We start from the raw sequence: 22479 nt of genomic DNA, 5'->3' as shown, positions 1-22479 counted from the left end.
ATCAGCATATATATGTCAATGGCAAGTTTTTGACATCTATGCTAATGCCGCTAAATGTGATCGGGAAATTGCATCGAAAGGGACGATGAAGCGTGACGACTGAAGAAAACTGGAACGAGGATCTGCCCGAGGACATCAAGCGGATCGGCAATACGATGACGCGCATGCGCATCATGATCGGCCGCCGCATCATCGGCCGCATGGCGCTTGCCAAGCTCGCTCCGGGTCTGGAACTTTCCCATATCGACGTGCTCGACATTCTGCGCCGGGCGGAAGGCGACGTTACCGTGGGTGCGATTGCCGAGGGCATGCGCATCGATCCCTCGCGGGGCAGCCGTGTGGTGGCGGATATGGTGGGGCGCGGCCTGCTGAGACGCGGCGTTTCCCAAGAAGACGGCCGCCGCAGCATTGTCGAGATCACGCCGCTCGGCACCAGTCTTTTGCAGGAAATGCGCCGGACCAAGATGAGCGTCATCGAGGATGTAATGGATGGCTGGCCGGCGGAGGATGTGGAGACTTTCGCCCGCCTGTTCGAGCGGTTCATCGACCGTTTCGAATGCCGGCTGTCGCCGGACACGGACCTCCTGACGGATCAGAAAAAATCATAGTTGACCCTGCGATCCGCAGCTTCACTTTAAAAGGGCTAGACCGTAACGTGCCGCCATCTGACAGGTTGAAGGGGTAATTTCGATGTTGACGATTTACGGTGTCTACCGTTCCCGCGCCACGCGCACGTTGTGGCTGGCAGGGGAACTTGGCATAGAATTCAAACATGTGCCGGTCATACAGGCCCGCCGTCTTGCCGATCCGCTGGCTGCGGATGCGCCGCTCAACACGCTGTCCCCGGATTTTCTGGCCGTCAACCCGATGGGCACCATTCCCTGCATCGAGGATGACGGCATGGTGCTTTACGAATCCATGGCCATCAACCTCTATCTCGCCCGCAAATATGGCGGACCGCTTGCGCCGGTCGATTTGAAAGAAGATGCGGCGATGCTGCAATGGTCCTTCTTTGCCGCCACCGAAATCGAAACCAATTCGCTGAAGATTTCCTCCGCGATCGCCGAAGGCCTGTCGGAAAGCGATAGCGGCAAGGCGGTGATCGATGTTGCCGCCCGCCTGCTGAAGCGTCCCTTCCGGGTGCTGGAGCAGCACCTTTCCAGCCACGAATACCTGGTGGGCGACCGTTTCACCGTGGCCGATCTCAACGCCGCGGAAATCGTTCGTTACGCACAGGGCCACAAGCCGCTGTTCGATGCCCATCCGGCGCTGAAAGCCTGGCTGGACCGCTGCCAGACCCGCACGGCGTTCAAGACGATGTGGGATACCCGCGCGGCCGAGGCGGCCTGAGCGGGAGAACACTCCGCCAGCGTGTCTCTCTGCCCTCATTCCTGTGCTTGTCACAGAAATGAGGGAGCAACCACAAGACCGAGCTGGGGCCTCTCAGCCCCTCTCCCCCGCAAGCGCCCGCTGCACCGCCGGGCGGTCGTTCATGCGGCGGAAGTGGTCATGCACCTTCGGGAAACGGGCAATATCCACGCCATCGCTTTCCAGCCAGCCGGACATGACGAAAAGATAGGGATCGGCAACCGAATAGGCCGTACCAAGAACCCATGGGCCGTGCAGCATGCCGTGCTCGATCAGTTCGAAGCACTCGCCCATGGTCTGCGGCACTTTCGCCTTCATATCGGCCAGCGAGCTATCCTCATTCGCCCAGCGGCTGCCGCGCCGGCCATGCGCATGGGCGACATGCACGGTCGAAGAAATGAAGGCGTTGAAGGACTGCATCAACGCGAATTCGAAGGGATCATCGAGCGGCGCGAGCTTCTTTTCAGGCGCCATCTGGGCGATAAAGGCGAGAATGGCGGGCGTCTCCGTCAGCACGCCGCTTGCGGTGGCCAGCGCCGGCACGCGGCCCTTGGGATTGATCTTTAAAAATGCCTCGGAGCGTTGCTCGCCCTCCGCGAAATTGACGCGATGGGCCTTGTAAGGCAGGCCGGATTCCTCAAGCACGATATGGCTGGCGCGGGAGCAGGAACCGGGGGAGAAGAACAGTGTGAACATGGATATGCGACCTCCAAAGCAATGAAGCGCCCGTTTCTTCCTCATGCGGACGCCGGCCCGCGGCGGCCATGGGATGGCCGTCACATACAGGGCACGTCATCATCGTGCCGGCAACCGGCCGCGTCAAAGGTTATTTAGAGCCCGACGACTCTGACATCGCCGACGTGGATGCCGTTCCAGTTGCGCATCTGCCGGTTCGCCATGCTGCTCAGCGCCTGCTGCTCGGCGCTGCCTTCATCGAAATAGCGGGCGAGCAGTGCGGATACCACGGCTTCGGCCGCGCGTGTCGTACCGTCTTCGCATTTCACCGCCATGGCGATACCCTTTTCCGGCAGGGCGGCGACGAAAACGCCCTCCGCGCCGGTCTTTGCGAAGATTTTTCCCGGCGCGATCTGCATCAGCCTCGTGCAGGCGCGGCCGGTGCCCGCCACATAAAAGGGTTCCGCCATGCAGGCCTCAATGAGACGACGCGACGCTGTCGCACGACCCGCTTCCAGCCCCCTGCCCGTCGCCATCTTCGCGAAACCATGCGCCAGCCCTTTGAGCGGTACGGCATAGGTGGGGATGGAGCAGCCATCCACGCCGCAATTGTCCTGGCCGAGAGCAGCACCCGTCAGGCTTTCCATCGTGGCGCGGATTTCCCGCTGCAGCGGGTGATCGTAACCGACATAGCCCCTGGGATCGGTGCCGGTGTGGCAACAGGCGCAGATGAAACCGGAATGTTTGCCGGAGCAATTATTATGCAGCGCTGTCGGCTTTTCCAGTGTGCGAGCCTGGTGGATGATGGTTTTCTGGTCCGAAGACCAGTGTGCGCCACATTCCAGCGTATCCACATCCCTGCCCGCCTTCGCAAGCATCGAAGCGGCGAGTTCCACATGCGCGTCCTCCCCGGAATGGGACGAACAGGCGAATGCGAGTTCGCGGTTACCGAAACCATAGGCATCCGCAGCACCACTTTCCACCAGCGGCAGCGCCTGCATGGCCTTGCAGGCGGAACGCGGGAAGATGCCGCGCTCGATATCACCAGACGAAAACAGCACGCCGCCATCGCCATCCACCACCACGACAAGACCCTGATGGCGGCTTTCGACGAGATTGCCCCTGGTGACTTCGACGGTAACGGAATTGTTCATTCTCTCAGCCTCAAAAAATTCTGATTTTATGTCGTTGATACCGCAATTGATTTTTCGATGCACGGGGCTGTCAGTGAAATTTGCAAAACGTCTGCTGCTGGCGATTGCCATTATCTATCTGCTGCCGGCACTGGCATCGGCGGGGCTATGGGCCATGAAGGACCATCCGCGCGGCTGGAACGCCGCAAGATGGTCGTCCTCCGGCATGCTGCCGGTGGCGTCGAGCGATGGAGAAGCCGCGGTCTACGTCTTTTCCGCCATGACCGGTGGCTTCAAGGGCCCCGTCGCCAGCCACGCCTGGGTCGTGCTGAAAAAGCCGCGTGCTACGAGCTATGACCGTTACGACAAGGTGGGCTGGGGCACGCCGATCCGCCATAATGGTTATGCGGCGAACGCCTACTGGTATTCAAACATGCCGCGTCAGGTGGTGGCCATTCACGGCGCGGAAGCGGAAAAGCTGATCCCGAAAATCGAAAAGGCGATTGCCGATTACCCCTATGGTCGGCCGGGCGGCTATCGCATCTATCCCGGCCCCAACTCCAACACCTTCGTCGCCCATGTGCTGCGCAGCGTGCCGAAACTGGGCGTCGTGCTGCCGCCGGACGCGGTGGGGCGCGACTACCTGCCGGACGGTGCGTTTTACCACATCGCCGACGACTGGAAGGATGCGAGCGTTTCGCTGGGCGGGTTGTTCGGCATTTCGGCAGGCACCCGCAGCGGTTTTGAGGTCAATTTTCTCGGTCTTGTCGCCGGCATCGATTTTGGCCGCCCCGGCGTGAAGATACCAGGGCTCGGTTATTTCGGCGTGGCGGGCATCCGCGCCTAAGCCGTTACATTTCGCTGGCCTGAGCGGCGCGTCTGGCGCGGATGCTCTGGGCGATGAAGACCCGCGACAGGCCATGATAAAGCGGCTCGCGGGAGAAAAGCCGCGATGTCAGATATCCCAGCATCGATGCAGCCATGATGGGCATGACGCCTTCATGATTACCGGTCATTTCAAGAATGATGACAAAGGCCGTCATCGGCGCCTGCACCACGCCGGCAAAATAACCCGCCATGCCGACGATCGCGCCAAGGCCGATGCTGGTGCCGAGCAAGGTGGCCATGGTGCTGCCGAAACCCGCGCCCACCGACAGCGAGGGCGCAAAGATGCCGCCCGGGATGCCTGACATCATTGCCAGAAAGGTCGCCGCCAGTTTTTCGATGAAGAAGAATGCCGGTGCGGCCTCACCCTCGATTGTGGCGCGTGCCTGTTCATAGCCGGTTCCGAATGTCGCGCCTCCAGACGCTATTCCGATTGCCGCAGAGGCAAGGCCGCAGGCTGCCGCCACGGCCAGCATCCGCTTCAGCGGCATGGTCTGGGCAAAACGCCTGATACGGGCGGACAGTCGCAGGGCCGCGGCGCTGAACAGCGCACCAAATGCGCCGCCGCCGACACCGCAGATCAACACCAGCAGCCAGTCCATCGTCGTTTTCGCCATGACGGAGCTGGTGCCGAAATAGGTATAGCTGCCGACCAGCGCCAGCGAGGCGAGGCCCGACAGGATGACGGCGGTCAGCACAAGGCCGTTGGCGCGGGATTCATAGGTCTTGCTCATCTCCTCGATGGCAAAGACGATGCCGGCCAGCGGCGTGTTGAACGCCGCCGCGATGCCCGCCGCCGATCCCGCGAGGATGAGACCCTTTGCCTGCGCCATGCCGCCCCAGCGCGCCGCCTGTAGCATGATCGAAGCCCCGACCTGCACCGTCGGCCCCTCTCGGCCGATGGAGGCGCCGGAGAGTAGGCCGGCAACCGTCAGTACCACCTTACCGAAAGCGAGTTTCAGCGACAGAAGCCGCGAACGGTCCGCATCATCCCGCAGGTGCCGGGCGGCGATGGCCTGGGGAATGCCGCTACCGCCGGCATTGGGAAAGACCGTGATCGCAAGCCATGCGCACAGGGTGAAGCCGAGCGGCGTGATTATGAGCGGCAGCAGAAACGCCCATTCACCCGATGATGTCGCCGCGAAGAAAAGGTGCTGGGCCCGATCCGCAAGCCATGCAAAGCCGACGCTGATAAGGCCGACAGCGATCGCGCCAATCCAGAAAACCGCCCTCGGCCTCCACACCCGCCATGAACCCCACACGACACGGGAACGGCGGAGCATCTTCAGCTTTTTGTAGTCGACGGGCATGGCGGTCCAGATCTGTGATTTCGGTATTGTTTCTCGGGCGGGATGCCCGTTTATCTGCCTCCCCGGACGTGATTGCAAGGTTTTGCATTTGACAGGTCGCCCCCATCGGCGCATTCTTTGCGTCGCAATTGCAACGCACGGAGACGTAGACATGAAAACGGCAACGATCCCTTCGCTGCGGGTGACGGCGGATTTTCGCGAGGCTGCTGAAAGCGTGCTGAAGGAAGGCGAGACGCTTTCTTCCTTCGTTGAAGAGTCCGTGCGCAGGCAGGTGCAAATCCGTAAATCGCAGGCGGAATTCATTGCGCGCGGGCTGGCGTCACTCGAAGAAGCGGAGCGCACCGGCATTTATTATAGCACCGACGATGTTCTTTCGATGATGCAAAAGAAACTTGATGCTGCGAAAGCCGCGAAGCGGAAATGACGTATGAGCTTCGCTATACCAAAGAAGCCTTGGCCGATTTTGATCGCATCTATGATTTTCTGATCGCCTACGACATCGATGTGGCTGAGAAAGCAATCCGCGCCATAAGAGCAGGACTGGAGATTCTCGGCGATTTTCCTTTCAGTTGCCGCAAGGCATCTGCCGAAAACAGCCTCATACGCGAGCTCCTCCTGCCCTTCGGTTCATCAGGCTATATCGTGCTGTTCCGCATTGATGGCCCGGAAACCGTCACCATTGCCGCCGTCCGCCACCAGCGCGAGGACGACTACCATTGATCCTCACCGGTCGCTGACGGCCGCGCGCGGGTTCACCCATGGTTCCTGATTGGAACGCGGCAGCGGGGTCTTGCCGAGAATGTGGTCCGCCGCCTTTTCGCCGGTCATGATCGACGGGCCGTTCAGGTTACCATAGGTCACATGCGGGAAGATGGAGCTGTCGGCAACCCTCAGGCCCTCCACTCCGATGACCCGGCATTCGGGATCGACGACGGCCATCGGGTCGTCCTTGTCGCCCATCCGGCAGGTGCCGCAGGGGTGATAGGCGCTTTCCAGATGCTCCCGCAAAAAGGCGTCAATTTCCTCATCCGTCCCGACATTTTCGCCCGGCTGGATTTCGGGCCCGCGAAAATCGTCAAAGGCTTTCTGGCTGAAGATTTCGCGCGTCAGGCGCACGCAATGGCGGAATTTTTCCCAGTCTTCCTGATGGCTCATATAGTTGAAGCGGATGACCGGGTCGTCATGCGGATCGGCGGAGCGCAGGGTGACGTCGCCGCGCGATTTCGACAGGTTGTAGCCGACATGCACCTGAAAACCATGGCTTTTTGCGGCCGCCTTGCCGTCATAGGAAATGGCCACGGGCAGGAAATGATACTGGATATCGGGCTGTTTCAGACCGGGCGCGGAGCGCAGGAAGGCGCAGGCCTCGAACTGGTTGGAGGCGCCAAGCCCGCCTTTCGACAGCAGCCATTGCGCGCCCGCCACGCCCTGCCAAAACCATGGAAGCCAGGAGTAAAGCGAGACCGGCTTGGTGGAGACCTGCTGGAAATAAAACTCCATATGGTCCTGAAGATTTGCGCCGACGCCCGGACGATCCGCCTTCACTTCGATGCCCATGTCTTCCAGATGCGCAGCAGGACCGACGCCCGAAAGCATCAGCAGTTTCGGCGAGTTGAACGAGGAGGCCGAAAGGATGACCTCGCGATTGGCCGTGATGGTTTCCACCACGCCCTTGCGTTCGATCTCGACACCCACGGCGCGGCCGTTCTCGATGACGATCTTGCGGGCGAAACCATTGACCAGCGTGACGTTGCCGCGCTTCAGCGCCGGCTTCAGATAGGCATTGGCGGCGGACCAGCGGCGGCCATTGTGGATGGTCTGCTCCATCAGGCCGAAACCCTCCTGCTTGGAGCCGTTATAATCGTCCGTCAGTTCAAAGCCCGCCTGCGCGCCCGCCTGAATGAAGGCGTGGAACAGCGGATTGCTGACGGGGCCACGCTGCACATGCAGCGGCCCATCCGTGCCGCGCCAGCCTTCCTCGCCGCCATGGCTGTGCTCCATGCGCTTGAAGTAAGGCAGCACATCCGCATAGGCCCAGCCATGCGCGCCAAGCTCTTCCCAGCGGTTGAAATCCTCCGCGTGGCCGCGCACGTAAACGAGGCCGTTGATGGAGGACGAGCCGCCGATGACCTTGCCGCGCGGGGCGGTGATGCGGCGGTTGTCGAGATTGGGTTCGGGCTCGGAGAGATAACCCCAATTGTAGCGCTTCATGCTCATCGGCCACGCGAGTGCGGCGGGCATCTGGATAAAGGGGCCGAAATCGGAACCGCCTGCCTCGATGACGATGACAGAATAACGACCGTCTTCCGACAGGCGATAGGCGATGGCGGAGCCTGCGGAGCCCGAACCGACGATGACGTAATCTGCCTGCATGATTTGTGCTCTCTCTCAATGGCTCATGTGCGGGTGGGGTTACCCCCCTCTGTCCTGCCGGACATCTCCCCCTCAAGGGGGGAGATCGATCTGAGGCCAGGTTTCGCCCTTCTCAAATTTCGAGGGTGAAGTGATACGGCTCGTCCTGCCGGACAGAGGGGGGTAAGCCCCAATCCGCAACGCTGCCTTAATAAGGCGCGTCCACCTTCCCCGTGCTCACATAAACCGTCTTCAGCTCGCTATAATGCTCCAGCGCCGCCGCCGAATTCTCCCGCCCGAACCCGGACTGCTTGGAGCCGCCGAAGGGTATTTCCACCGGGCAGAGATTATAGGTATTGATCCACAGCGTGCCCGCCTCCAGCTGATCCACCACACGGTGGGCGCGGGCGAGATCGGCGGTGAAGACGCCGCCGGCCAGCCCGAATTCGGTTGCGTTGGCGCGGGCGATAACCTCGTCCTCATCGTCGAAATCCAGCACGCACATGACCGGCCCGAAGATTTCCTCGCGGGCGATGGTCATATCGTCGGTCACATCGGCGAACACGGTCGGTTGCACATAAGCGCCCTCGCCCGAGACATTGTTGGGAATGCCGCCGCCGGTGATGAGCGTCGCTCCTTCCGCCTTACCCTTTTCGATATAGGAAAGAACCTTCTCCTGCTGGGCCTTGGAGACCAGCGGGCCGAGATGGGTGGCGTAATCGAGGGGATCGCCGAGGATCATCGCCTCGGTGCGGCTTTTCAGGTTGTCGAGGAAACGCTCCTTCGCCTTTTTCTGCACGAAAACGCGCGTGCCGTTCGAGCAGACCTGGCCGGAGGAATAGAAGTTGCCGAGCATCGCGCCGCCGACGGCGCTTTCGATATCGGCATCGTCGAAGACAATCATCGGCGACTTGCCGCCGAGTTCCATGGTCACATGCTTCAGATGCCCGGCGGCGGCGGCGGCCACCTTGCGGCCGGTCGGCACGGAGCCGGTGAGCGAGACCTTGGCCACTTCGGGGTGGTTGACCAGAAGCGGGCCGGTGTCGCGGTCGCCCTGGATGACGTTGAACAGGCCCTTTGGCAAGCCGGCTTCGATGAGGATTTCGGCAATCTTCAACGCGCCGAGCGGCGTGTTTTCCGAGGGCTTGAAGACCATGGCATTGCCGGCGACCAGCGCGGGCGCGGCCTTCCAGCAGGCGATCTGCTGCGGATAGTTCCAGGCGCCGATGCCGACGCAGACGCCGAGCGGCACACGCTTGGTATAGGCAAAATCACCGCCGAGCGGGATATAATCGCCATTCAGGGCGGACGGCGCGATGCCGCCGAAGAATTCGAAAGCATCGGCGCCGGAGGTTGGGTCGGCGACGATGGTTTCCTGAATGGGCTTGCCCGTATCCAGCGTTTCCAGCGTGGAAAGCGCATCGTTGCGTTCGCGCATGATATCGGCGGCGCGTTTGAGGATGCGGCCGCGCGCCATCGGGCTCATCGCCGCCCATTCCTTCTGCGCGCGTTTGGCCGAGGCGATGGCGCGCTCGACGATGGCAGGTGTCGCCGCATGCAGCCTTGCGATCACTTCGCCGGTGGCCGGGAAGATGCTCTCGAACGGTGTGCCGGTATTATCCTCGACATAGTCCCCGTCGATGAAATGCGAGGCTTTCGGCTGCGCCTTGAGCGGCGTGGCGATGGTCATGTCGAAGTCTCCTTGAGAACGCGGATGGACGGCTTCGGGCGCTGTCCATCGGGAAAAGATTTAAGCTGCATGTCGAAATAATCCTCGACCAGCGCCGGCGCGGAGGCGAGGCCAAGCGGGGCGGAACGCAGGCTGTGCCTGATATAAAGCCCGTCGATCAGAGCCGCCGCCCCTTCCGCGATGCGCGCGGCATCGTCCGGCGGGCAAAGCCGGTTGAGGCTCGCCATGAGGTTTGAGCGCAGGCGGCGGGAATAAAGCACCAGCAGGCGGCGGGTTTCTTCCGAACGCTGCGCCTCGACATAAAAGGCGAGCCATGCCGCCACCGTTTCGGGCGTGAACTGGTCGCTCTGGAAGGAGACATGCACGATGGCGCTCAGCCTTTCACGCGGGCCGGAAGCGCGGGTCAGCGCCGCCACGGCATCGCGCCTCAAGTCACGCAGCAGACTGCGGATGGTTTCCAGAAGAAGCTGCTGCTTGCTGCCGAAATAATGATGCGCGAGCGCGGCCGACACGCCCGCTTCCCGGGCGATATCAGACATTGTCACATTCAGCGAACCATGGTGGCCTATGGTGCGAAGCGCCGCATCCACAAGCGCCTTGCGGCGCAAAGGCTCCATTCCGATCTTGGGCATAGGGGTCTCCTTGACGGATGGCAAATTATTCTTGATTGATCAATCAATCAATAAAAAACGCGCCATTTTATGTCGCTGATTTGCGATGGATCATATTTTCCGCCGCCGGACAGTGATAGTTTCGCAGGCATCGGCCAGCGCGGCGAACCCCATGCTGCCGCCCGGTTCACGGGGGAAAAACTAAACCGTGATATACTGCGAATTGGGAATGGAACGCGTTTCGTGCTAATATCGCTGATGATACAAATTTCGCTGGAAGCGGCGCCAGACGAAAGACGATAAAAACGCCCGCCTAGACCACGACGGCGCCCGATCCGCAAACCGGACATCGAAGGACCGCTCGCAGCGTTTAAAGAAGGGAGTGATATCATGCCAATGGTAACAGTATCGATTTCCCCGGAACAGGCAGCAAGAATGCGCGAGGCCGTGAATTGCGGCGCTTACGCATCCGGCAGCGAGGTCGTCAGGGCAGCGCTGAGACTATGGGCGGCCTCCGCTGAACATGGCGTCGGCACCGAGTCCGCAGAGTCTGTCGAGGCAGACCGGGAGCGCATGAACGTCGCGGATCTCTACGCCGCTCACACCGGGCACGTCCGCCGCGCATGAGGCCCGACGCAACAACCCCACATGCTCATGGGCCCACATGCTTATGGGGTTGTAACAAAACGTTCATCAAAGCTTCACAGTCGTGAAAGCTTTTGTTGACCTGTAATCTGCGATTGTTCGCCGCAAAAGAGACAGGCTCCCCTTACGTTAGCCACATGGGGACCGGCAACAGCGGAGAATAAAATGCAGGCCGTCACGCTGGAGAACGATGTCATCAGGCGTTTTGCCTCCGGGCACATGTTTCCCATGGCCAAGCTGGTGCTCGAAACGGCGTTCCAGCCGATTGTCGAGGCGACGACGGGCACGATCTTCGGTTATGAATCGCTGATGCGCGGCCATGATCGGCTCGGTTTTTCCAATCCGCTGGCGCTTCTCGACCAGGCTGCTGCAGATGGCGAGCTGAAGGCCTTCGAGCAGATGCTGGCAAGCCGGGCGCTCGCAAAATTCTCCACCCTGCCCGATTTTTCCTCCGCCACCCTGTTCCTCAATCTCGATGTACGGCTGATCCCGCATGGCGACGCCATTCTGGACAAGCTCGTCGGCCATCTGGCGCGGGCGGGCATTCCGGCCTCCTCCATCTGCTTTGAACTTTCCGAACGCTTCGATAATACCAGCGTGCCGGAGTTCACGGCGCTGATCGCCCGTATGCGCAAGGAAGGCTTCAAGCTGGCAATCGACGATTTCGGCGCCGGTCACGGCGAGATGAAGCTGCTCTGCGACTTCCCGCTGGATTACCTGAAGATCGACCGGCATTTCATCACCGGCGTCGACCAATTGCCGCGCAAGCAGCACCTTGTGCGCAACATCGTCAACATCGCCCATGTTCTCGGCGTCAGGGTCATTGCGGAAGGCATCGAGACCGAAGCGGAATTTCTGACCTGCCGCGAATTCGGCGTCGATCTGGTGCAGGGCTGGCTGATCGCCAGGCCAACTGTCTTCACCAGCGAATTGCCTGAAAGCTTTCCCCACATCAACCGCATCGGCGTGGCGCGACGCAGCAGCCAGACGCTGGATGAAATTCTCATCCGCCGGGAAATAGAGCGCCTTCCCACCGTCTTCGAGCATGACAGCGTCGACAGCGTCTTCGAACTGTTCCGCAGAAATCCGCAGCAGGCCTTCTTCCCGGTTCTCAACGCCAATGGCGAACCGCGCGGCGTCATCAACGAATATCACCTCAAGGAATATATCTACCGACCCTTCGGCCGCGACCTGCTCAAGAACAAGATCTATGAGCGCACCATTTCCCATTTCGTCGATCCCGCGCCGATCGTCGGCCTCGATGCGGATGCCGACCAGCTGATGAACATGTTCGCCAGCATGGGCGGCAGCGCCTGCATCATCCTCACCGAAAACATGCGTTACGCCGGCATTGTTTCCGCGGCCTCGCTCATCAAGGTCATCAACGAAAAACAGCTGAAGATGGCGCAGGACCAGAACCCGCTGACGGCGCTGCCCGGCAACCGCGCGATTGGCGGCTTCATTGCCGACCGCTGCAGCGACGGCGACGAGTCGCGTTTCTTCTGCTATTGCGACTTCGATAATTTCAAACCCTTCAACGACAAATACGGCTTCAACGCCGGTGACCACGCCATCACCCTGTTTTCGGCTCTGATGCGCCGCTACTTTTTTGCCGGTGATTGTTTCCTCGGCCATATCGGCGGCGACGACTTCTTCATCGGCGTGCGTGACTGGTCGGTAGGAGAACTGACGGAAATCCTAGAGCGGCTGCTCAGCGATTTTCACGACGATGTCGCCGAACTCTATTCGGACGAAGACCGCGCCGCCGGCTGCATGAAAGGCCAGGACCGCCACGGCAACGAGCGTGACTTCGCGCTGCTGCGCTGCTCGATCGGTGTCCTCACCCTGCCGAAGGGGCTGATCATCGCCAATCCCGAGCGTATCGGCAGCGAGATCGCAGGTGTGAAGGCCGCTGCGAAGGAAAATGAAAGCGGCTTCGTCGTCCGGGTGTTCGGCGAGACAAATTGACATCAGCGGCAAAGGGCCACCTTCCCTCGACGGCGCATCTGACCTACATCTTCAGGCGACGCCGACAAGTGAGGAGTTGCCCCTGGCCATGCCCAACACTATGACCCTGCCCGAAAAAATGCGCTTCATCGACCTTCCCTCCCACGGCGGCCCGGAGGTGATGCGCCTTTCGCAAGCGCCTTTACCGAAACCCGCAAAAGGCGAAATTCTGGTGAAGGTCGAGGCGGCGGGCGTCAACCGCCCCGATGTCGCGCAGCGGCAGGGCACCTATCCGCCGCCGAAGGATGCAAGCCCGATCCTCGGCCTCGAAATCGCCGGCGAGGTGGTCGCTCTCGGTGAAGGCGTCGATGAATTTGCGCTGGGCGACAAGGTCTGCGCGCTCGCCAATGGCGGCGCTTATGCCGAATATTGCACCGTGCCCGCCGGGCAGGCCCTGCCCTTCCCCAAAGGTTACGACGCCGTCAAAGCGGCCGCATTGCCGGAAACCTTCTTCACTGTCTGGGCCAATCTCTTCCAGATGGCAGGCCTTACCGAAGGGGAAAGCGTGCTCATCCACGGCGGCACCAGCGGTATCGGCACGACTGCCATCCAGCTTGCGAAAGCCTTTGGCGCCGAAGTCTATGCCACGGCGGGCTCGGCGGAAAAATGCGAGGCCTGCGTGAAGCTCGGCGCCAAGCGCGCGATCAATTACCGCGAGGAGGATTTCGCCGAGATCGTTAAATCCGAAACCGGCGGCAAGGGCGTCGATGTCGTTCTCGACATGATCGGCGCAGCCTATTTCGAAAAGAACCTTGCGGCACTCGCCAAGGATGGCTGCCTGTCGATCATCGCCTTTCTGGGTGGTGCCATGGCCGAGAAGGTCAATCTAACCCCGATCATGGTCAAACGCCTCACCGTCACCGGCTCCACCATGCGTCCCCGCACGGCGGACGAAAAACGCGCCATCCGCGACGACCTTATCGCAGAGGTCTGGCCGCTCATCGAGCGCGGTCAGGTCGCGCCTGTTATCAACCGGGTCTTCACGCTGGACGAGGTTGTGGAAGCGCATCGGCTGATGGAAAGCAGCAATCATATCGGCAAGATCGTGATGCGGGTGTCGTAATGCCCGGGCGCCCGTTATAAGTAACCCCTCTTGCATTACTGACGAATCGTACTACCTTCTAGTTATGTTCAACGTATCGGAAGGAGGTGATCCAATGTCTAATGAGATTTCGGTCTCTGGTGCAGGCAATGGAAAGGGTGTGTTTTCGACGGGGCAGCCCTCGGCGTAAAACATCTTGCCTTCGGAACGTTGAGAAACAGTCCCGGGTCTGTAAACAGGACCAAGCTCATGGAAGGGTCGCTTCGGCGGCCCTTTTCCGTTTCTGGCTACCTTTCCTGCTACCGATAGCTGAGTGTGAATAGGTTCAGCCCGGAGGTGGAAGGTGTCGCCTCGAGTTTCTCCTAAGTTATGGGATTTCTAACTGGGAAACTCAGCCTTTTAGCTGGCAATTCAATTTGTACCCAATCAACCCGACCGCAAACGTTACTCGTCCTTATCGTCCGGCATCTCCTCCGCCTTGCCGAGCAGCAGTCGATGATACCGCTTCAAGCGTTCAAAGTGTGCGTTCATCGCGCGAGCGACCTGAGAGGAATTTTTGACGGCGACAAAATGGCCAACGATTTGGGCGTAATGGCTTGCCTGTCTGGGAAGTCGCTGTTCAGGTTGCTTCCGATCCGTGATTTCCTCGTCCGACATCACTTGGACGATCTGGAATGGCTTGGGCATTTCAGGAAGCTCGACAGGCCTCTTGGGCAGAGTACCATTCATCAACTGAGAACACGGATCGAGGTGATGGAACAGCACCGCCTCGAGGCTATTAATTTCCCCCTTGTCCTCAACCGGAAAAGCCCAAACAAACGCTATCTCCCAGACGTCGATCTGACGATTAGCGATGATGTCTGAGCGGGCGGACGTCAAATGACGGGCCACTCGCGAGCGAATGCCGTCTTTTGATTGACCAACATAGATTGGCACGTTGTCTAGGTCAGCAAGGACATAGACGCCGATTCGGTTAGTGAGCGATCGTACTGCACTCTTTCGGAAAGCAAAATTAACGGCCAACGGATGTCACTTTGCCGCTACCTGTCTCTGCCACGCATCTCCCAATAGCCAGAGGCTCGAAGAGATAATGAGAGAGAAACCGAACAACAGGGACCGCCACGCCGTCCCCCGTTAGGTGATAAGCCTCGTTGTATTTTTTTGGTAGACGGTAGCTTTCAGCAAGGCCCATTAATCGAGCAGTCTCACGGGCAGAAATCAATCGCGACCGGACACGTTCACCCTCAACCACCAAAATCGTCTGCCTCGAAGATCCGCCATTCGGCGTACGAAGGCATCCGGCGATATCATCAAAACGGACCTCAGCGCGAACAACACGCCCATTGGCATCAGGTCTCGTACGCTTGTACACACCACCGACAACACGTCGTTCGGCTCGTTTGGCAGCTTCGACTTTTGCAATATTGACGGGCGACATCGAGGCTAGAAGTCTGTTGGTTTCAACAGAAGTATGCCACTTCACGTCAGCGGGGTGATCTTCGACAATGTCCGAAAATGTCGTGGTACGGAGTGGCGGAGAAGGTAGGTTCCACCAAACCCAATCAGCCTTCGCACTCTCACTGATGCGCGCATACGCATTTTGAAGACCGCGAGTGTGGAATGGTATTGTTGCGCCGGGAGACAATAGGCAAGGATCAATCTCAATGTCCTTGCGAACGCCTACCACGAACAAGCGCGGACGAGAGTGTGGCAAAAACAGCTCTGCATCAATAACCAGCGCTCCGTAGCGGTAGCCAGCGTCCGAAAATGTCTGGCAGATCGCCCGGAAGTCGCCCCCACGATGCGAGGTTAGGGTGCCGCAGACGTTCTCAAGCGCGATCACTTTGGGGCCACGTTCGTTACTGATCAGACCGCGCATTACGTCCCAGAACGGATAAAATGTCCCAGACCGTTCACCTTGGAGGCCAGCCCCGCCACCAGCCAGAGATAAATCCTGGCAGGGGAATGAACCCCAAGCAAGATCAGCGGTGTTCGAAAGCATATCGGCGGTCACCTTGCGAACGTCGCCAACAAAAAGCTCGCCGCCGGTTCCCCAATTGTCTTGATATGTCAGCCCCTTTTTGCCGTCAAAATCATTCGCGAAGAGGCACTCCCAATCGGAACCAAGACCGGCTCTCGCCATTCCACCACCGGCAAAAAACTCGTAAAATGAAAAGGTCGTGGACATAAAATCCTCACACCGCGCATTGTGTTCACCGAACGATGAACTAAATTGGTTTCTGATTTGTTCCTACTCTAGCACGGTTCAACGATGACCAGCAACCGCTTGCCCACAGCAAAGAAGAGCGCCGAAATGGCGTTAGTTCGGTCGAAGAATACGACCCCCGAGTTGATGGTTCGCCGAGCGCTTCACGCTCTGGGGATCAGGTTCCGATTGCACCGAAAGGATTTACCAGGGACGCCGGATATCGTGATGCCTGGAACGAAAACGGTGATGCGTGTCCAAGGGTGCTTCTGGCATGGCCATGGCTGTTCTCGAGGGGCGCGTAAGCCGAAGACCAACACCGACTACTGGGTGACAAAGGTAGCACGTAATGTAGCGCGAGATACGAAAACTGAGGCGGAGTTGACGACGCTCGGCTGGATTGTTGCGACCGTATGGGAGTGCGAACTAAAGGATAAGGATGGCATAACTGCCCTATTGCTCGATCGCCTGCCGCCCAAAATTGAAGAAAAAATCTGAGGCGTCAAATCAATCCTCACGCTGCAGAAATTCCCAGTACGCTGTTCAACTCTCTTGATTGGCGAAAGTTTCACGCGAATGGTGGCCCTTTGGCAGGTCAACAACAGGAAAGCGCCCAGAAGAGGACGTGGCTAGCTGTATACCGGATCGAGGCCGGTACACAGCAGAATTAGAAATACCGGGAGCCGCCGCTTTCCTTACTTCTTCCCGAACACCTTCCACCGCGTCGGACGGAAGCGCAGTTCCGCGCCCACGGCCACGGCGGCGTTGAGCGGCACCTCGATTTCGAGGTGATAGGGTTCGTGGCCGTTATTGGCGATGTCGATTTCGGCGATGCGGGTGCCGGCGAGGCGGCGACAGGTGGTGACCTTGCCGTAAAGCGCGTCCTTCTCCTGCGTCAGCACCACATCTTCCGGACGGAAGAAAAGCTCACCCTCGCCCGTGCCGCTCTCATCGATGCCGATGCTCTCTCCCTGAAACAGTACATGGCCGTCGCGGATCGTAATCGGCAGGCTGGAGGATTCGCCGATGAAGGAGAAGACGAAGGGGGAATTGGGCGTGTCATAAACATCGTCCGCCGTGCCGACCTGTTCGATCTTGCCCTGGCTCATGACGACGACGCGGTCGGCCAGTTCCAGCGCCTCTTCCTGATCGTGGGTCACGAAAACGGTGGTGTGGCCGGTGCGGTCGTGGAATTCACGCAGCCAGCGGCGCAGCTCCTTGCGAACCTTGGCGTCGAGCGCGCCGAAAGGTTCATCGAGAAGCAGGACCTTCGGCTCGATGGCGACGGCGCGGGCAAGCGCCACGCGCTGGCGCTGACCGCCGGAAAGCTGGGTGGGGTAACGTTTTTCGAGACCGGAGAGATGCACCATATCGAGAAGCTCGGACACGCGCCTGCGGATTTCCGCTTTCGGCGGGCGCTTGGCGGAAGGACGCACCTTCAGGCCGAAGGCGATGTTCTCCGCCACCGTCATATGGCGGAACAGCGCGTAATGCTGAAAGACGAAACCGACATTACGCTCCTGCACCGTGCGGTGCGAGGCGTCCTCATCCCCGAAGAAGATGTGGCCTTTGGTCGGCTGCTCCAGGCCAGCGATGAGACGCAGCAGCGTCGTCTTGCCGGAACCGGAGGGACCGAGCAGAGCGATCAGCTCGCCGGAACGAATATCGAGCGACACGTCGTTCAGTGCGGGAAAGCGATCGAACTGCTTGGTGATGCCGGAAACTTTCACTTCCATGAATATGCCTTTCAATGCTTGCCGGCTGCGTTGCCCGCGCCAAAGCGTATTTCGAGAATGGTTTTGAGAACGAGCGTCACGAGCGCCAGACCAGCCAGCAGCGTCGCCACCGCAAAGGCCGCACCCATATTGTACTCATTATAGAGTATCTCGACATGCAGCGGCATGGTGTTGGTCTCGCCGCGAATATGGCCCGATACCACCGAGACGGCGCCGAACTCGCCCATGGCGCGGGCGTTGCAGAGCAGCACCCCGTAGAGCAGGCCCCATTTCATGTTCGGCAGCGTGACATACCAGAAGGTCTGCCAGCCGGTTGCGCCGAGCGAAATCGCCGCCTCCTCGTCGCCATTGCCCTGCTCCTGCATCAGCGGGATCAATTCGCGCGCGACGAAAGGAAAGGTGACGAAGATGGTGGCCAGCACGATGCCCGGCACCGCAAAGAGGATTTCGATGCCGTAACTCTTCAGCCATGGCCCCAGCACGCTGTGCGAGGAAAACAGGATGACATAGACAAGGCCCGATATGACCGGCGAGATCGAAAACGGCAGGTCGATGAGCGTGATCAGGAACGCCTTGCCCTTGAATTCGAATTTCGCAATCGCCCAGGCGGCGGCAACCCCGAAGATCAGGTTGAGCGGCACCGAAATGGCGGCGACGAGCAGTGTCAGGCGGATGGCGGAGAGCGCATCCGGTTCGACGATCGCCTCCCAGAAGCTTTCCGCGCCCTTGCGGAAGGCTTCGAAGAATACCGATATCAGCGGCAGGACCAGAAATGCAGCGAGGAACACAAAGGCTATCGCAATCAATGCCAGCCGGGCGGGAAAACTCTCGCTGGCGGGGTCGCGGAACGGCCGGGGGGACGTGCGGGGAGCGGTCTCAGACATAACCGTACCTCTTGCGGCTCCAGGCCTGAATGAGATTGATGAGGAACAGCATGGCAAACGAGATGATCAGCATGATGGTGGCGATGCCGGTCGCGGCCGCATAATTGAACTCCTCCAGCCGGATGACAATGAGGAGCGGCGCGATTTCCGACACGTAAGGAATATTGCCGGCGATGAAGATGACCGAACCATATTCCCCGACACCGCGCGCGAAGGCGAGCGCAAAACCCGTAAGGATCGCGGGCGTGAGGCTCGGCAGCAGAACGCGGGTAATGGTCTGGAAACGGTTGGCGCCAAGCGTGGCCGCCACTTCCTCCACCTGACGGTCGATCTCTTCCATGACCGGCTGCACGGTGCGGACCACGAAAGGCAGGCCGATGAAGATCAGCGCAATGACGATGCCGGTCGGCGTAAAGGCGATCTTGATGCCGAAGGGTTCGAACAGCGAACCGACCCAGCCGCGATTGGCATAAAGCGTGGTGAGCGCGATACCGGCCACTGCCGTCGGCAGGGCAAAGGGCAGATCGACGATGGCATCGACAAATCGGCGGCCGGGAAAACGGTAACGGGTCAGGACCCAGGCGACGATGACGCCGAAAACCGCGTTGACCAGTGCCGCCAGAAACGCCGTACCGAAGCTGACGCGCAGTGCATTCAGCGTGCGGCTATCGGTGGCAATCGCAATGAAATCTGAAAAACCCAGTTTCGCCGTGGACCAGATAAGGCCGCCCAGCGGAATAAGAATGATGAGAAACAGATAGGTCACTGTGTAACCAAGCGTCAGGCCGAAGCCCGGTATGACGCTCGACTGCCGCCATTTCCACCTGTTTCCGGATGTATTATTGCTCATCAAGGCTCCGGATAATCTTTGTTTTGGCGCATTTCCGGAGAGAAAACCGGGGTCCACTTTTCCTGGAAATGCTCTCTGGGAGCCGGTGTTCCCCGGCGTTTATTATAAAGGATCGACCGGCACGGTGTCCGGTCGATCCAGCTGCTGTTTTTCAACGTCCCTTGCGGGCGGGCTGTTTCTCGTCAGCCCATCATCCGCTTACTTTGCGGGCTTGTAAATCTGGTCGAAGATGCCGCCGTCACCGAAATGTTCCGGCTGCGCCTTGGCCCAACCGCCAAACTGCGGGTCGTCAATGGTGACGAGCTTGATGTCGGGCAGCTGCTTCAGCAGATCCTTGGAGACCACGGCGGGGTTGGACGGACGGTAGAAGTGTTTCGCCGCAATATTCTGGCCCTCGTCGGAATAGAGATATTGCAGATAGGCTTCCGCCGCCTTGCGTGTTCCCTTGGCGTCGACATTGGCGTCAACCACGGCGACCGGCGGTTCGGCAAGGATCGAGATCGGCGGCACGACGATATCGAATGCGTCAGCGCCGAATTCCTGGCCGGCAAGATAGGCTTCGTTTTCCCAGGCCAGCAGCACGTCACCGATCTGGCGCTGTGCGAAGGTCACCGTGGAGCCGCGGGCGCCGGTATCGAGAACGGGAGCGCGCTTGTAGAGCTCACCGACATAGGCCTTGATCTTGTCCTTGTCGCCCTTGAATTCCTCATTGGCCCAGGCCCAGGCTGCGAGATAGTTCCAGCGCGCGCCGCCCGAGGTCTTCGGGTTCGGCGTGACGATCTGGATGTCGCCCTTCACCAGATCGCCCCAGTTATGAATGCCTTTGGGGTTTCCCTTGCGCACCAGGAACACGATGGTCGAGGTATAAGGCGAGGAATTATGCGGCAGGCGGGTGCGCCAGTCCTTGTTGATCTTGCCGGAGTTCTGGACGATGGCGTCGATATCGCTCTGCAGCGCCAGCGTCACCACGTCGGCCTCAAGGCCGTCGATAACCGAGCGCGCCTGCTTGCCGGAACCACCATGCGACTGCTGGATGGTGACGTCCTCACCCGTATCCGCTTTCCACTTCTTGGCGAAGGCTTCGTTGAAATCCTTGTAGAGTTCACGGGTCGGGTCGTAGGACACGTTGAGCAGCTTGGTCTGCGCGGCGGCCGAGCCAGCGCCGCCAAGTGCCAGTGAAAGGCTAAGCGCAACAACGCTCAAACCGGACAGAAGCTTGGACATCGGTATTCCCTCCTGATTGCGATGGCTTAACTCTACCGGTTGAGTAGAGTTGGTCAATGAGGCCGAATACGATCGAAAAAGTGTTTCCCGAGAGCGTTTCCCCGGGCAACAAATACAGCGCAGCATAAGCGAAAGGCGCAACAAGCGTCGTGTAAAACTTTTCTGAATGCAAAAGCATTTCACATTTTTGACGATTTTTTGCCGCGATAGCGAAAAATATTATAGGGTTTTAGACGATTTTTTCGTCTGAGCGGTATGAGGGGATGGGGGGGGGACATGCAGCGTCCACCAGTCCATCGGCATGGCAGGCTCAAGCTCCCGGCGGTCGCGACGCACCCCTCCACCCTCATTCCTGTGCTTGTCACAGGAATGAGGGTGGAGGGACCGTACTGCACACCTATTGCGCCGATGGCTAAGCCGTCAAAAGCTCGGGCACTTCAACACCGGCCACGGCATCGGCGACAGTGGTGTTGAACAGGATGTTGCGGGTGGCATCGGCCACACGGGCGAAGACGTGGCGTATCTCGCACTGCTTCTCGCCATCGCAATCCTCGCAGCGGCGATAGGCGGTCTGCGAGAGGCAGGGCAAGGGGGCAAGCGGCCCGTCGATCAGGCGCAGCACCTCGCCGAAGGTGATATCAGAGGCCGGGCGTGCCAGGAGATAACCGCCCTGCTTGCCACGTCTGCTTTCGACGATGCGTTCCTTCTTCATTTCGAGAAGGATCTGTTCCAGGAATTTTTTCGGAATGGCCTGTTCGCGGGCAATATCGGAAATTTGCACAGGACAGCCGCCGTCGGCCTTTGCCAGCGAGAGAAGCGCCCTCAGCGCATATTTTGCCTTCTGCGAAATCATCGTAAAACCAGTAGACCACAAGCCCGGAAACCCGGCAATTCCGGCTTAGCGCAGAAGTTGTCACAATTCAAATCCAAGCTGCAAAGAAGGTGAACGGGCATCTTTTGCTCATACAAAGCGCGCGTGAGGCATTTTTGCTCTCAAGTGCAGCGCACAAAGACTGTCATTTCTGTTCCGGAGGCCTGATTTCAACAATAATCGGCCATGGAAATCCCGGACGTGACAATGACGATCAATTCAGCAAATGCCTCTGCCGATACCGCATCCCTCGACGCCACGCTTGCCGGGCTCGATCTTGCGGGACGACTTTCCTTCATCGCTGGTCTCGGCGGCCGTGCGGTCTTTACCACCAGCCTCGGCATCGAAGATCAGGTCATCACCGCCGCCATCGGTACACACCGGTTGCCGATCGATGTCGTGACGTTGGAAACCGGCCGTCTGTTCAAGGAAACCGTCGATCTCATCGATGAAACCGAGGAACGTTTCGGCATTGAAATCCGTCGCTTCCGGCCCGAGCAGGACGATATCGACGCCTATGCCGCGAAATACGGTCTCAATGGCTTTTACGAAAGCATCGAGGCGCGTCACGCCTGCTGTCATGTCAGAAAGCTGATCCCGCTTGGCAAGGCGCTTGATGGCGCTGCCTTCTGGATCACCGGTCTCAGGCGCGGCCAGTCGGGCAACCGTGCGACCACGCCTTTCGCCGAGTTCGACGCCGAGCGTAATCTCATCAAGATCAATGCGTTGGCGGACTGGGACATCGACCAGATTAACGCCTATGTCGCGTCCGAAAACATTCCCGTCAATCCGTTGCATGCGCGTGGTTACCCCTCCATCGGCTGCGAGCCGTGTACACGCGCCATCAAGCCCGGTGAGCCTGAGCGCGCCGGTCGATGGTGGTGGGAAAACGACGAGAAGCGCGAATGCGGTCTTCACGTCGCCGGTGCGGAACAGACACCCGCCGTTTCCGCCATCCCGCAACGATAATCATTCAGTACATTTTCCGGA

Annotated in this window: 23 protein-coding genes; 10 read left to right on the top strand and 13 right to left on the bottom strand. The window is 59.5% G+C overall.

Annotated features, from left to right (window positions below):
* Window positions 1-92: 92 nt before the first annotated feature.
* Both V6R85_RS00290 and V6R85_RS00285 read left to right on the top strand, forming a co-directional pair.
* Entirely contained in the window at window positions 93-608 is a 516-nt protein-coding gene (locus tag V6R85_RS00290; RefSeq protein WP_111835055.1) for a MarR family transcriptional regulator, read from the top strand.
* 82 nt (window positions 609-690) lie between these two features.
* Window positions 691-1350, top strand: coding sequence for a glutathione S-transferase family protein (locus V6R85_RS00285; RefSeq protein WP_003508979.1), 660 nt, complete (start codon window positions 691-693; stop codon window positions 1348-1350).
* 93 nt (window positions 1351-1443) lie between these two features.
* Here the strand turns inward: V6R85_RS00285 and V6R85_RS00280 are convergent, their stop codons facing one another.
* The gene (locus V6R85_RS00280) at window positions 1444-2064 is read right to left on the bottom strand and encodes a glutathione S-transferase family protein (RefSeq protein WP_078051121.1); all 621 of its coding nucleotides are present in this window, start codon (window positions 2062-2064) and stop codon (window positions 1444-1446) included.
* A 134-nt stretch (window positions 2065-2198) separates the two neighbouring features.
* Complete coding sequence (locus V6R85_RS00275) at window positions 2199-3197, bottom strand: asparaginase (protein ID WP_060723902.1); 999 nt, start codon at window positions 3195-3197, stop codon at window positions 2199-2201.
* A 73-nt stretch (window positions 3198-3270) separates the two neighbouring features.
* On the opposite strand from V6R85_RS00275, the gene V6R85_RS00270 reads away from it, so the two are divergent.
* The gene (locus tag V6R85_RS00270; protein WP_336376934.1) at window positions 3271-4023 is read left to right on the top strand and encodes a DUF3750 domain-containing protein; all 753 of its coding nucleotides are present in this window, start codon (window positions 3271-3273) and stop codon (window positions 4021-4023) included.
* A gap of 4 nt (window positions 4024-4027) precedes the next feature.
* On the opposite strand, the gene V6R85_RS00265 is transcribed toward V6R85_RS00270, so the two are convergent.
* On the bottom strand, window positions 4028-5371 hold the full coding sequence (locus V6R85_RS00265; protein ID WP_162691570.1) for a chloride channel protein: 1344 nt from the start codon (window positions 5369-5371) through the stop codon (window positions 4028-4030).
* Between the two features lie 151 nt (window positions 5372-5522).
* Between V6R85_RS00265 and V6R85_RS00260 the strand changes: the two genes are divergently transcribed.
* On the top strand, window positions 5523-5795 hold the full coding sequence (locus V6R85_RS00260; protein ID WP_060723899.1) for a YlcI/YnfO family protein: 273 nt from the start codon (window positions 5523-5525) through the stop codon (window positions 5793-5795).
* Window positions 5792-6091, top strand: coding sequence for a type II toxin-antitoxin system RelE/ParE family toxin (locus V6R85_RS00255; protein WP_060723898.1), 300 nt, complete (start codon window positions 5792-5794; stop codon window positions 6089-6091). The genes V6R85_RS00260 and V6R85_RS00255 overlap by 4 nt, the downstream gene beginning before the upstream one ends.
* Before the next feature lie 3 nt (window positions 6092-6094).
* Here the strand turns inward: V6R85_RS00255 and betA are convergent, their stop codons facing one another.
* The 3 genes from betA to betI form a co-directional block, all read right to left on the bottom strand.
* Window positions 6095-7744 (bottom strand): choline dehydrogenase, encoded by a 1650-nt coding sequence (gene betA / locus V6R85_RS00250; protein ID WP_111835053.1) that lies wholly within the window; start codon window positions 7742-7744, stop codon window positions 6095-6097.
* A gap of 187 nt (window positions 7745-7931) precedes the next feature.
* Complete coding sequence (betB, locus tag V6R85_RS00245; RefSeq protein ID WP_099085583.1) at window positions 7932-9413, bottom strand: betaine-aldehyde dehydrogenase; 1482 nt, start codon at window positions 9411-9413, stop codon at window positions 7932-7934.
* Window positions 9410-10045, bottom strand: a complete 636-nt coding sequence (betI, locus tag V6R85_RS00240; RefSeq protein WP_003508993.1) for a transcriptional regulator BetI — start codon at window positions 10043-10045, stop codon at window positions 9410-9412. The genes betB and betI overlap by 4 nt, the downstream gene beginning before the upstream one ends.
* Window positions 10046-10414: 369 nt before the next feature.
* Here betI and V6R85_RS00235 point away from each other — a divergent pair, with 369 nt between their 5' ends.
* From V6R85_RS00235 to V6R85_RS00225, 3 genes are all read left to right on the top strand, one after another.
* Complete coding sequence (locus V6R85_RS00235; RefSeq protein ID WP_003508994.1) at window positions 10415-10651, top strand: ribbon-helix-helix domain-containing protein; 237 nt, start codon at window positions 10415-10417, stop codon at window positions 10649-10651.
* Between the two features lie 183 nt (window positions 10652-10834).
* Window positions 10835-12637, top strand: coding sequence for a GGDEF domain-containing protein (locus tag V6R85_RS00230; RefSeq protein WP_003508995.1), 1803 nt, complete (start codon window positions 10835-10837; stop codon window positions 12635-12637).
* A gap of 88 nt (window positions 12638-12725) precedes the next feature.
* The gene (locus V6R85_RS00225; RefSeq protein WP_162695601.1) at window positions 12726-13739 is read left to right on the top strand and encodes an NAD(P)H-quinone oxidoreductase; all 1014 of its coding nucleotides are present in this window, start codon (window positions 12726-12728) and stop codon (window positions 13737-13739) included.
* A gap of 423 nt (window positions 13740-14162) precedes the next feature.
* On the opposite strand, the gene V6R85_RS00220 is transcribed toward V6R85_RS00225, so the two are convergent.
* Together V6R85_RS00220 and V6R85_RS00215 are read right to left on the bottom strand one after the other, a co-directional pair.
* Window positions 14163-14741 carry a GIY-YIG nuclease family protein gene (locus V6R85_RS00220; protein ID WP_111835051.1) on the bottom strand — a complete coding sequence of 193 codons (579 nt, stop codon included), beginning with the start codon at window positions 14739-14741 and terminating at the stop codon, window positions 14163-14165.
* Window positions 14731-15906 carry a DNA cytosine methyltransferase gene (locus tag V6R85_RS00215; protein WP_111835050.1) on the bottom strand — a complete coding sequence of 392 codons (1176 nt, stop codon included), beginning with the start codon at window positions 15904-15906 and terminating at the stop codon, window positions 14731-14733. Before V6R85_RS00215 ends, V6R85_RS00220 begins: the two co-directional genes overlap by 11 nt.
* Window positions 15907-15990: 84 nt before the next feature.
* On the opposite strand from V6R85_RS00215, the gene V6R85_RS00210 reads away from it, so the two are divergent.
* Window positions 15991-16422 carry a very short patch repair endonuclease gene (locus tag V6R85_RS00210; RefSeq protein ID WP_111835049.1) on the top strand — a complete coding sequence of 144 codons (432 nt, stop codon included), beginning with the start codon at window positions 15991-15993 and terminating at the stop codon, window positions 16420-16422.
* A gap of 197 nt (window positions 16423-16619) precedes the next feature.
* Here V6R85_RS00210 and V6R85_RS00205 read toward each other — a convergent pair whose 3' ends face one another.
* From V6R85_RS00205 to V6R85_RS00185, 5 genes are all read right to left on the bottom strand, one after another.
* The gene (locus tag V6R85_RS00205) at window positions 16620-17660 is read right to left on the bottom strand and encodes a sulfate/molybdate ABC transporter ATP-binding protein (protein ID WP_003508997.1); all 1041 of its coding nucleotides are present in this window, start codon (window positions 17658-17660) and stop codon (window positions 16620-16622) included.
* An 11-nt stretch (window positions 17661-17671) separates the two neighbouring features.
* Entirely contained in the window at window positions 17672-18544 is an 873-nt protein-coding gene (gene cysW, locus V6R85_RS00200; protein ID WP_020811680.1) for a sulfate ABC transporter permease subunit CysW, read from the bottom strand.
* Window positions 18537-19394, bottom strand: coding sequence for a sulfate ABC transporter permease subunit CysT (cysT, locus tag V6R85_RS00195; protein ID WP_003509001.1), 858 nt, complete (start codon window positions 19392-19394; stop codon window positions 18537-18539). The genes cysW and cysT overlap by 8 nt, the downstream gene beginning before the upstream one ends.
* Window positions 19395-19592: 198 nt before the next feature.
* Window positions 19593-20618 carry a sulfate ABC transporter substrate-binding protein gene (locus V6R85_RS00190; protein ID WP_003509002.1) on the bottom strand — a complete coding sequence of 342 codons (1026 nt, stop codon included), beginning with the start codon at window positions 20616-20618 and terminating at the stop codon, window positions 19593-19595.
* Window positions 20619-21030: 412 nt separating this feature from the next.
* Entirely contained in the window at window positions 21031-21471 is a 441-nt protein-coding gene (locus tag V6R85_RS00185; protein WP_003509013.1) for an RrF2 family transcriptional regulator, read from the bottom strand.
* A gap of 204 nt (window positions 21472-21675) precedes the next feature.
* On the opposite strand from V6R85_RS00185, the gene V6R85_RS00180 reads away from it, so the two are divergent.
* Entirely contained in the window at window positions 21676-22458 is a 783-nt protein-coding gene (locus V6R85_RS00180; RefSeq protein ID WP_020812871.1) for a phosphoadenylyl-sulfate reductase, read from the top strand.
* Window positions 22459-22479 lie beyond the last annotated feature (21 nt).

This window comes from Agrobacterium sp. CCNWLW32 (assembly GCF_037083425.1).
Taxonomy (GTDB): domain Bacteria; phylum Pseudomonadota; class Alphaproteobacteria; order Rhizobiales; family Rhizobiaceae; genus Agrobacterium; species Agrobacterium radiobacter.
Note: the sequence above shows the minus strand (reverse complement) of the source record. Positions and strands in the feature narration are given on the sequence as shown.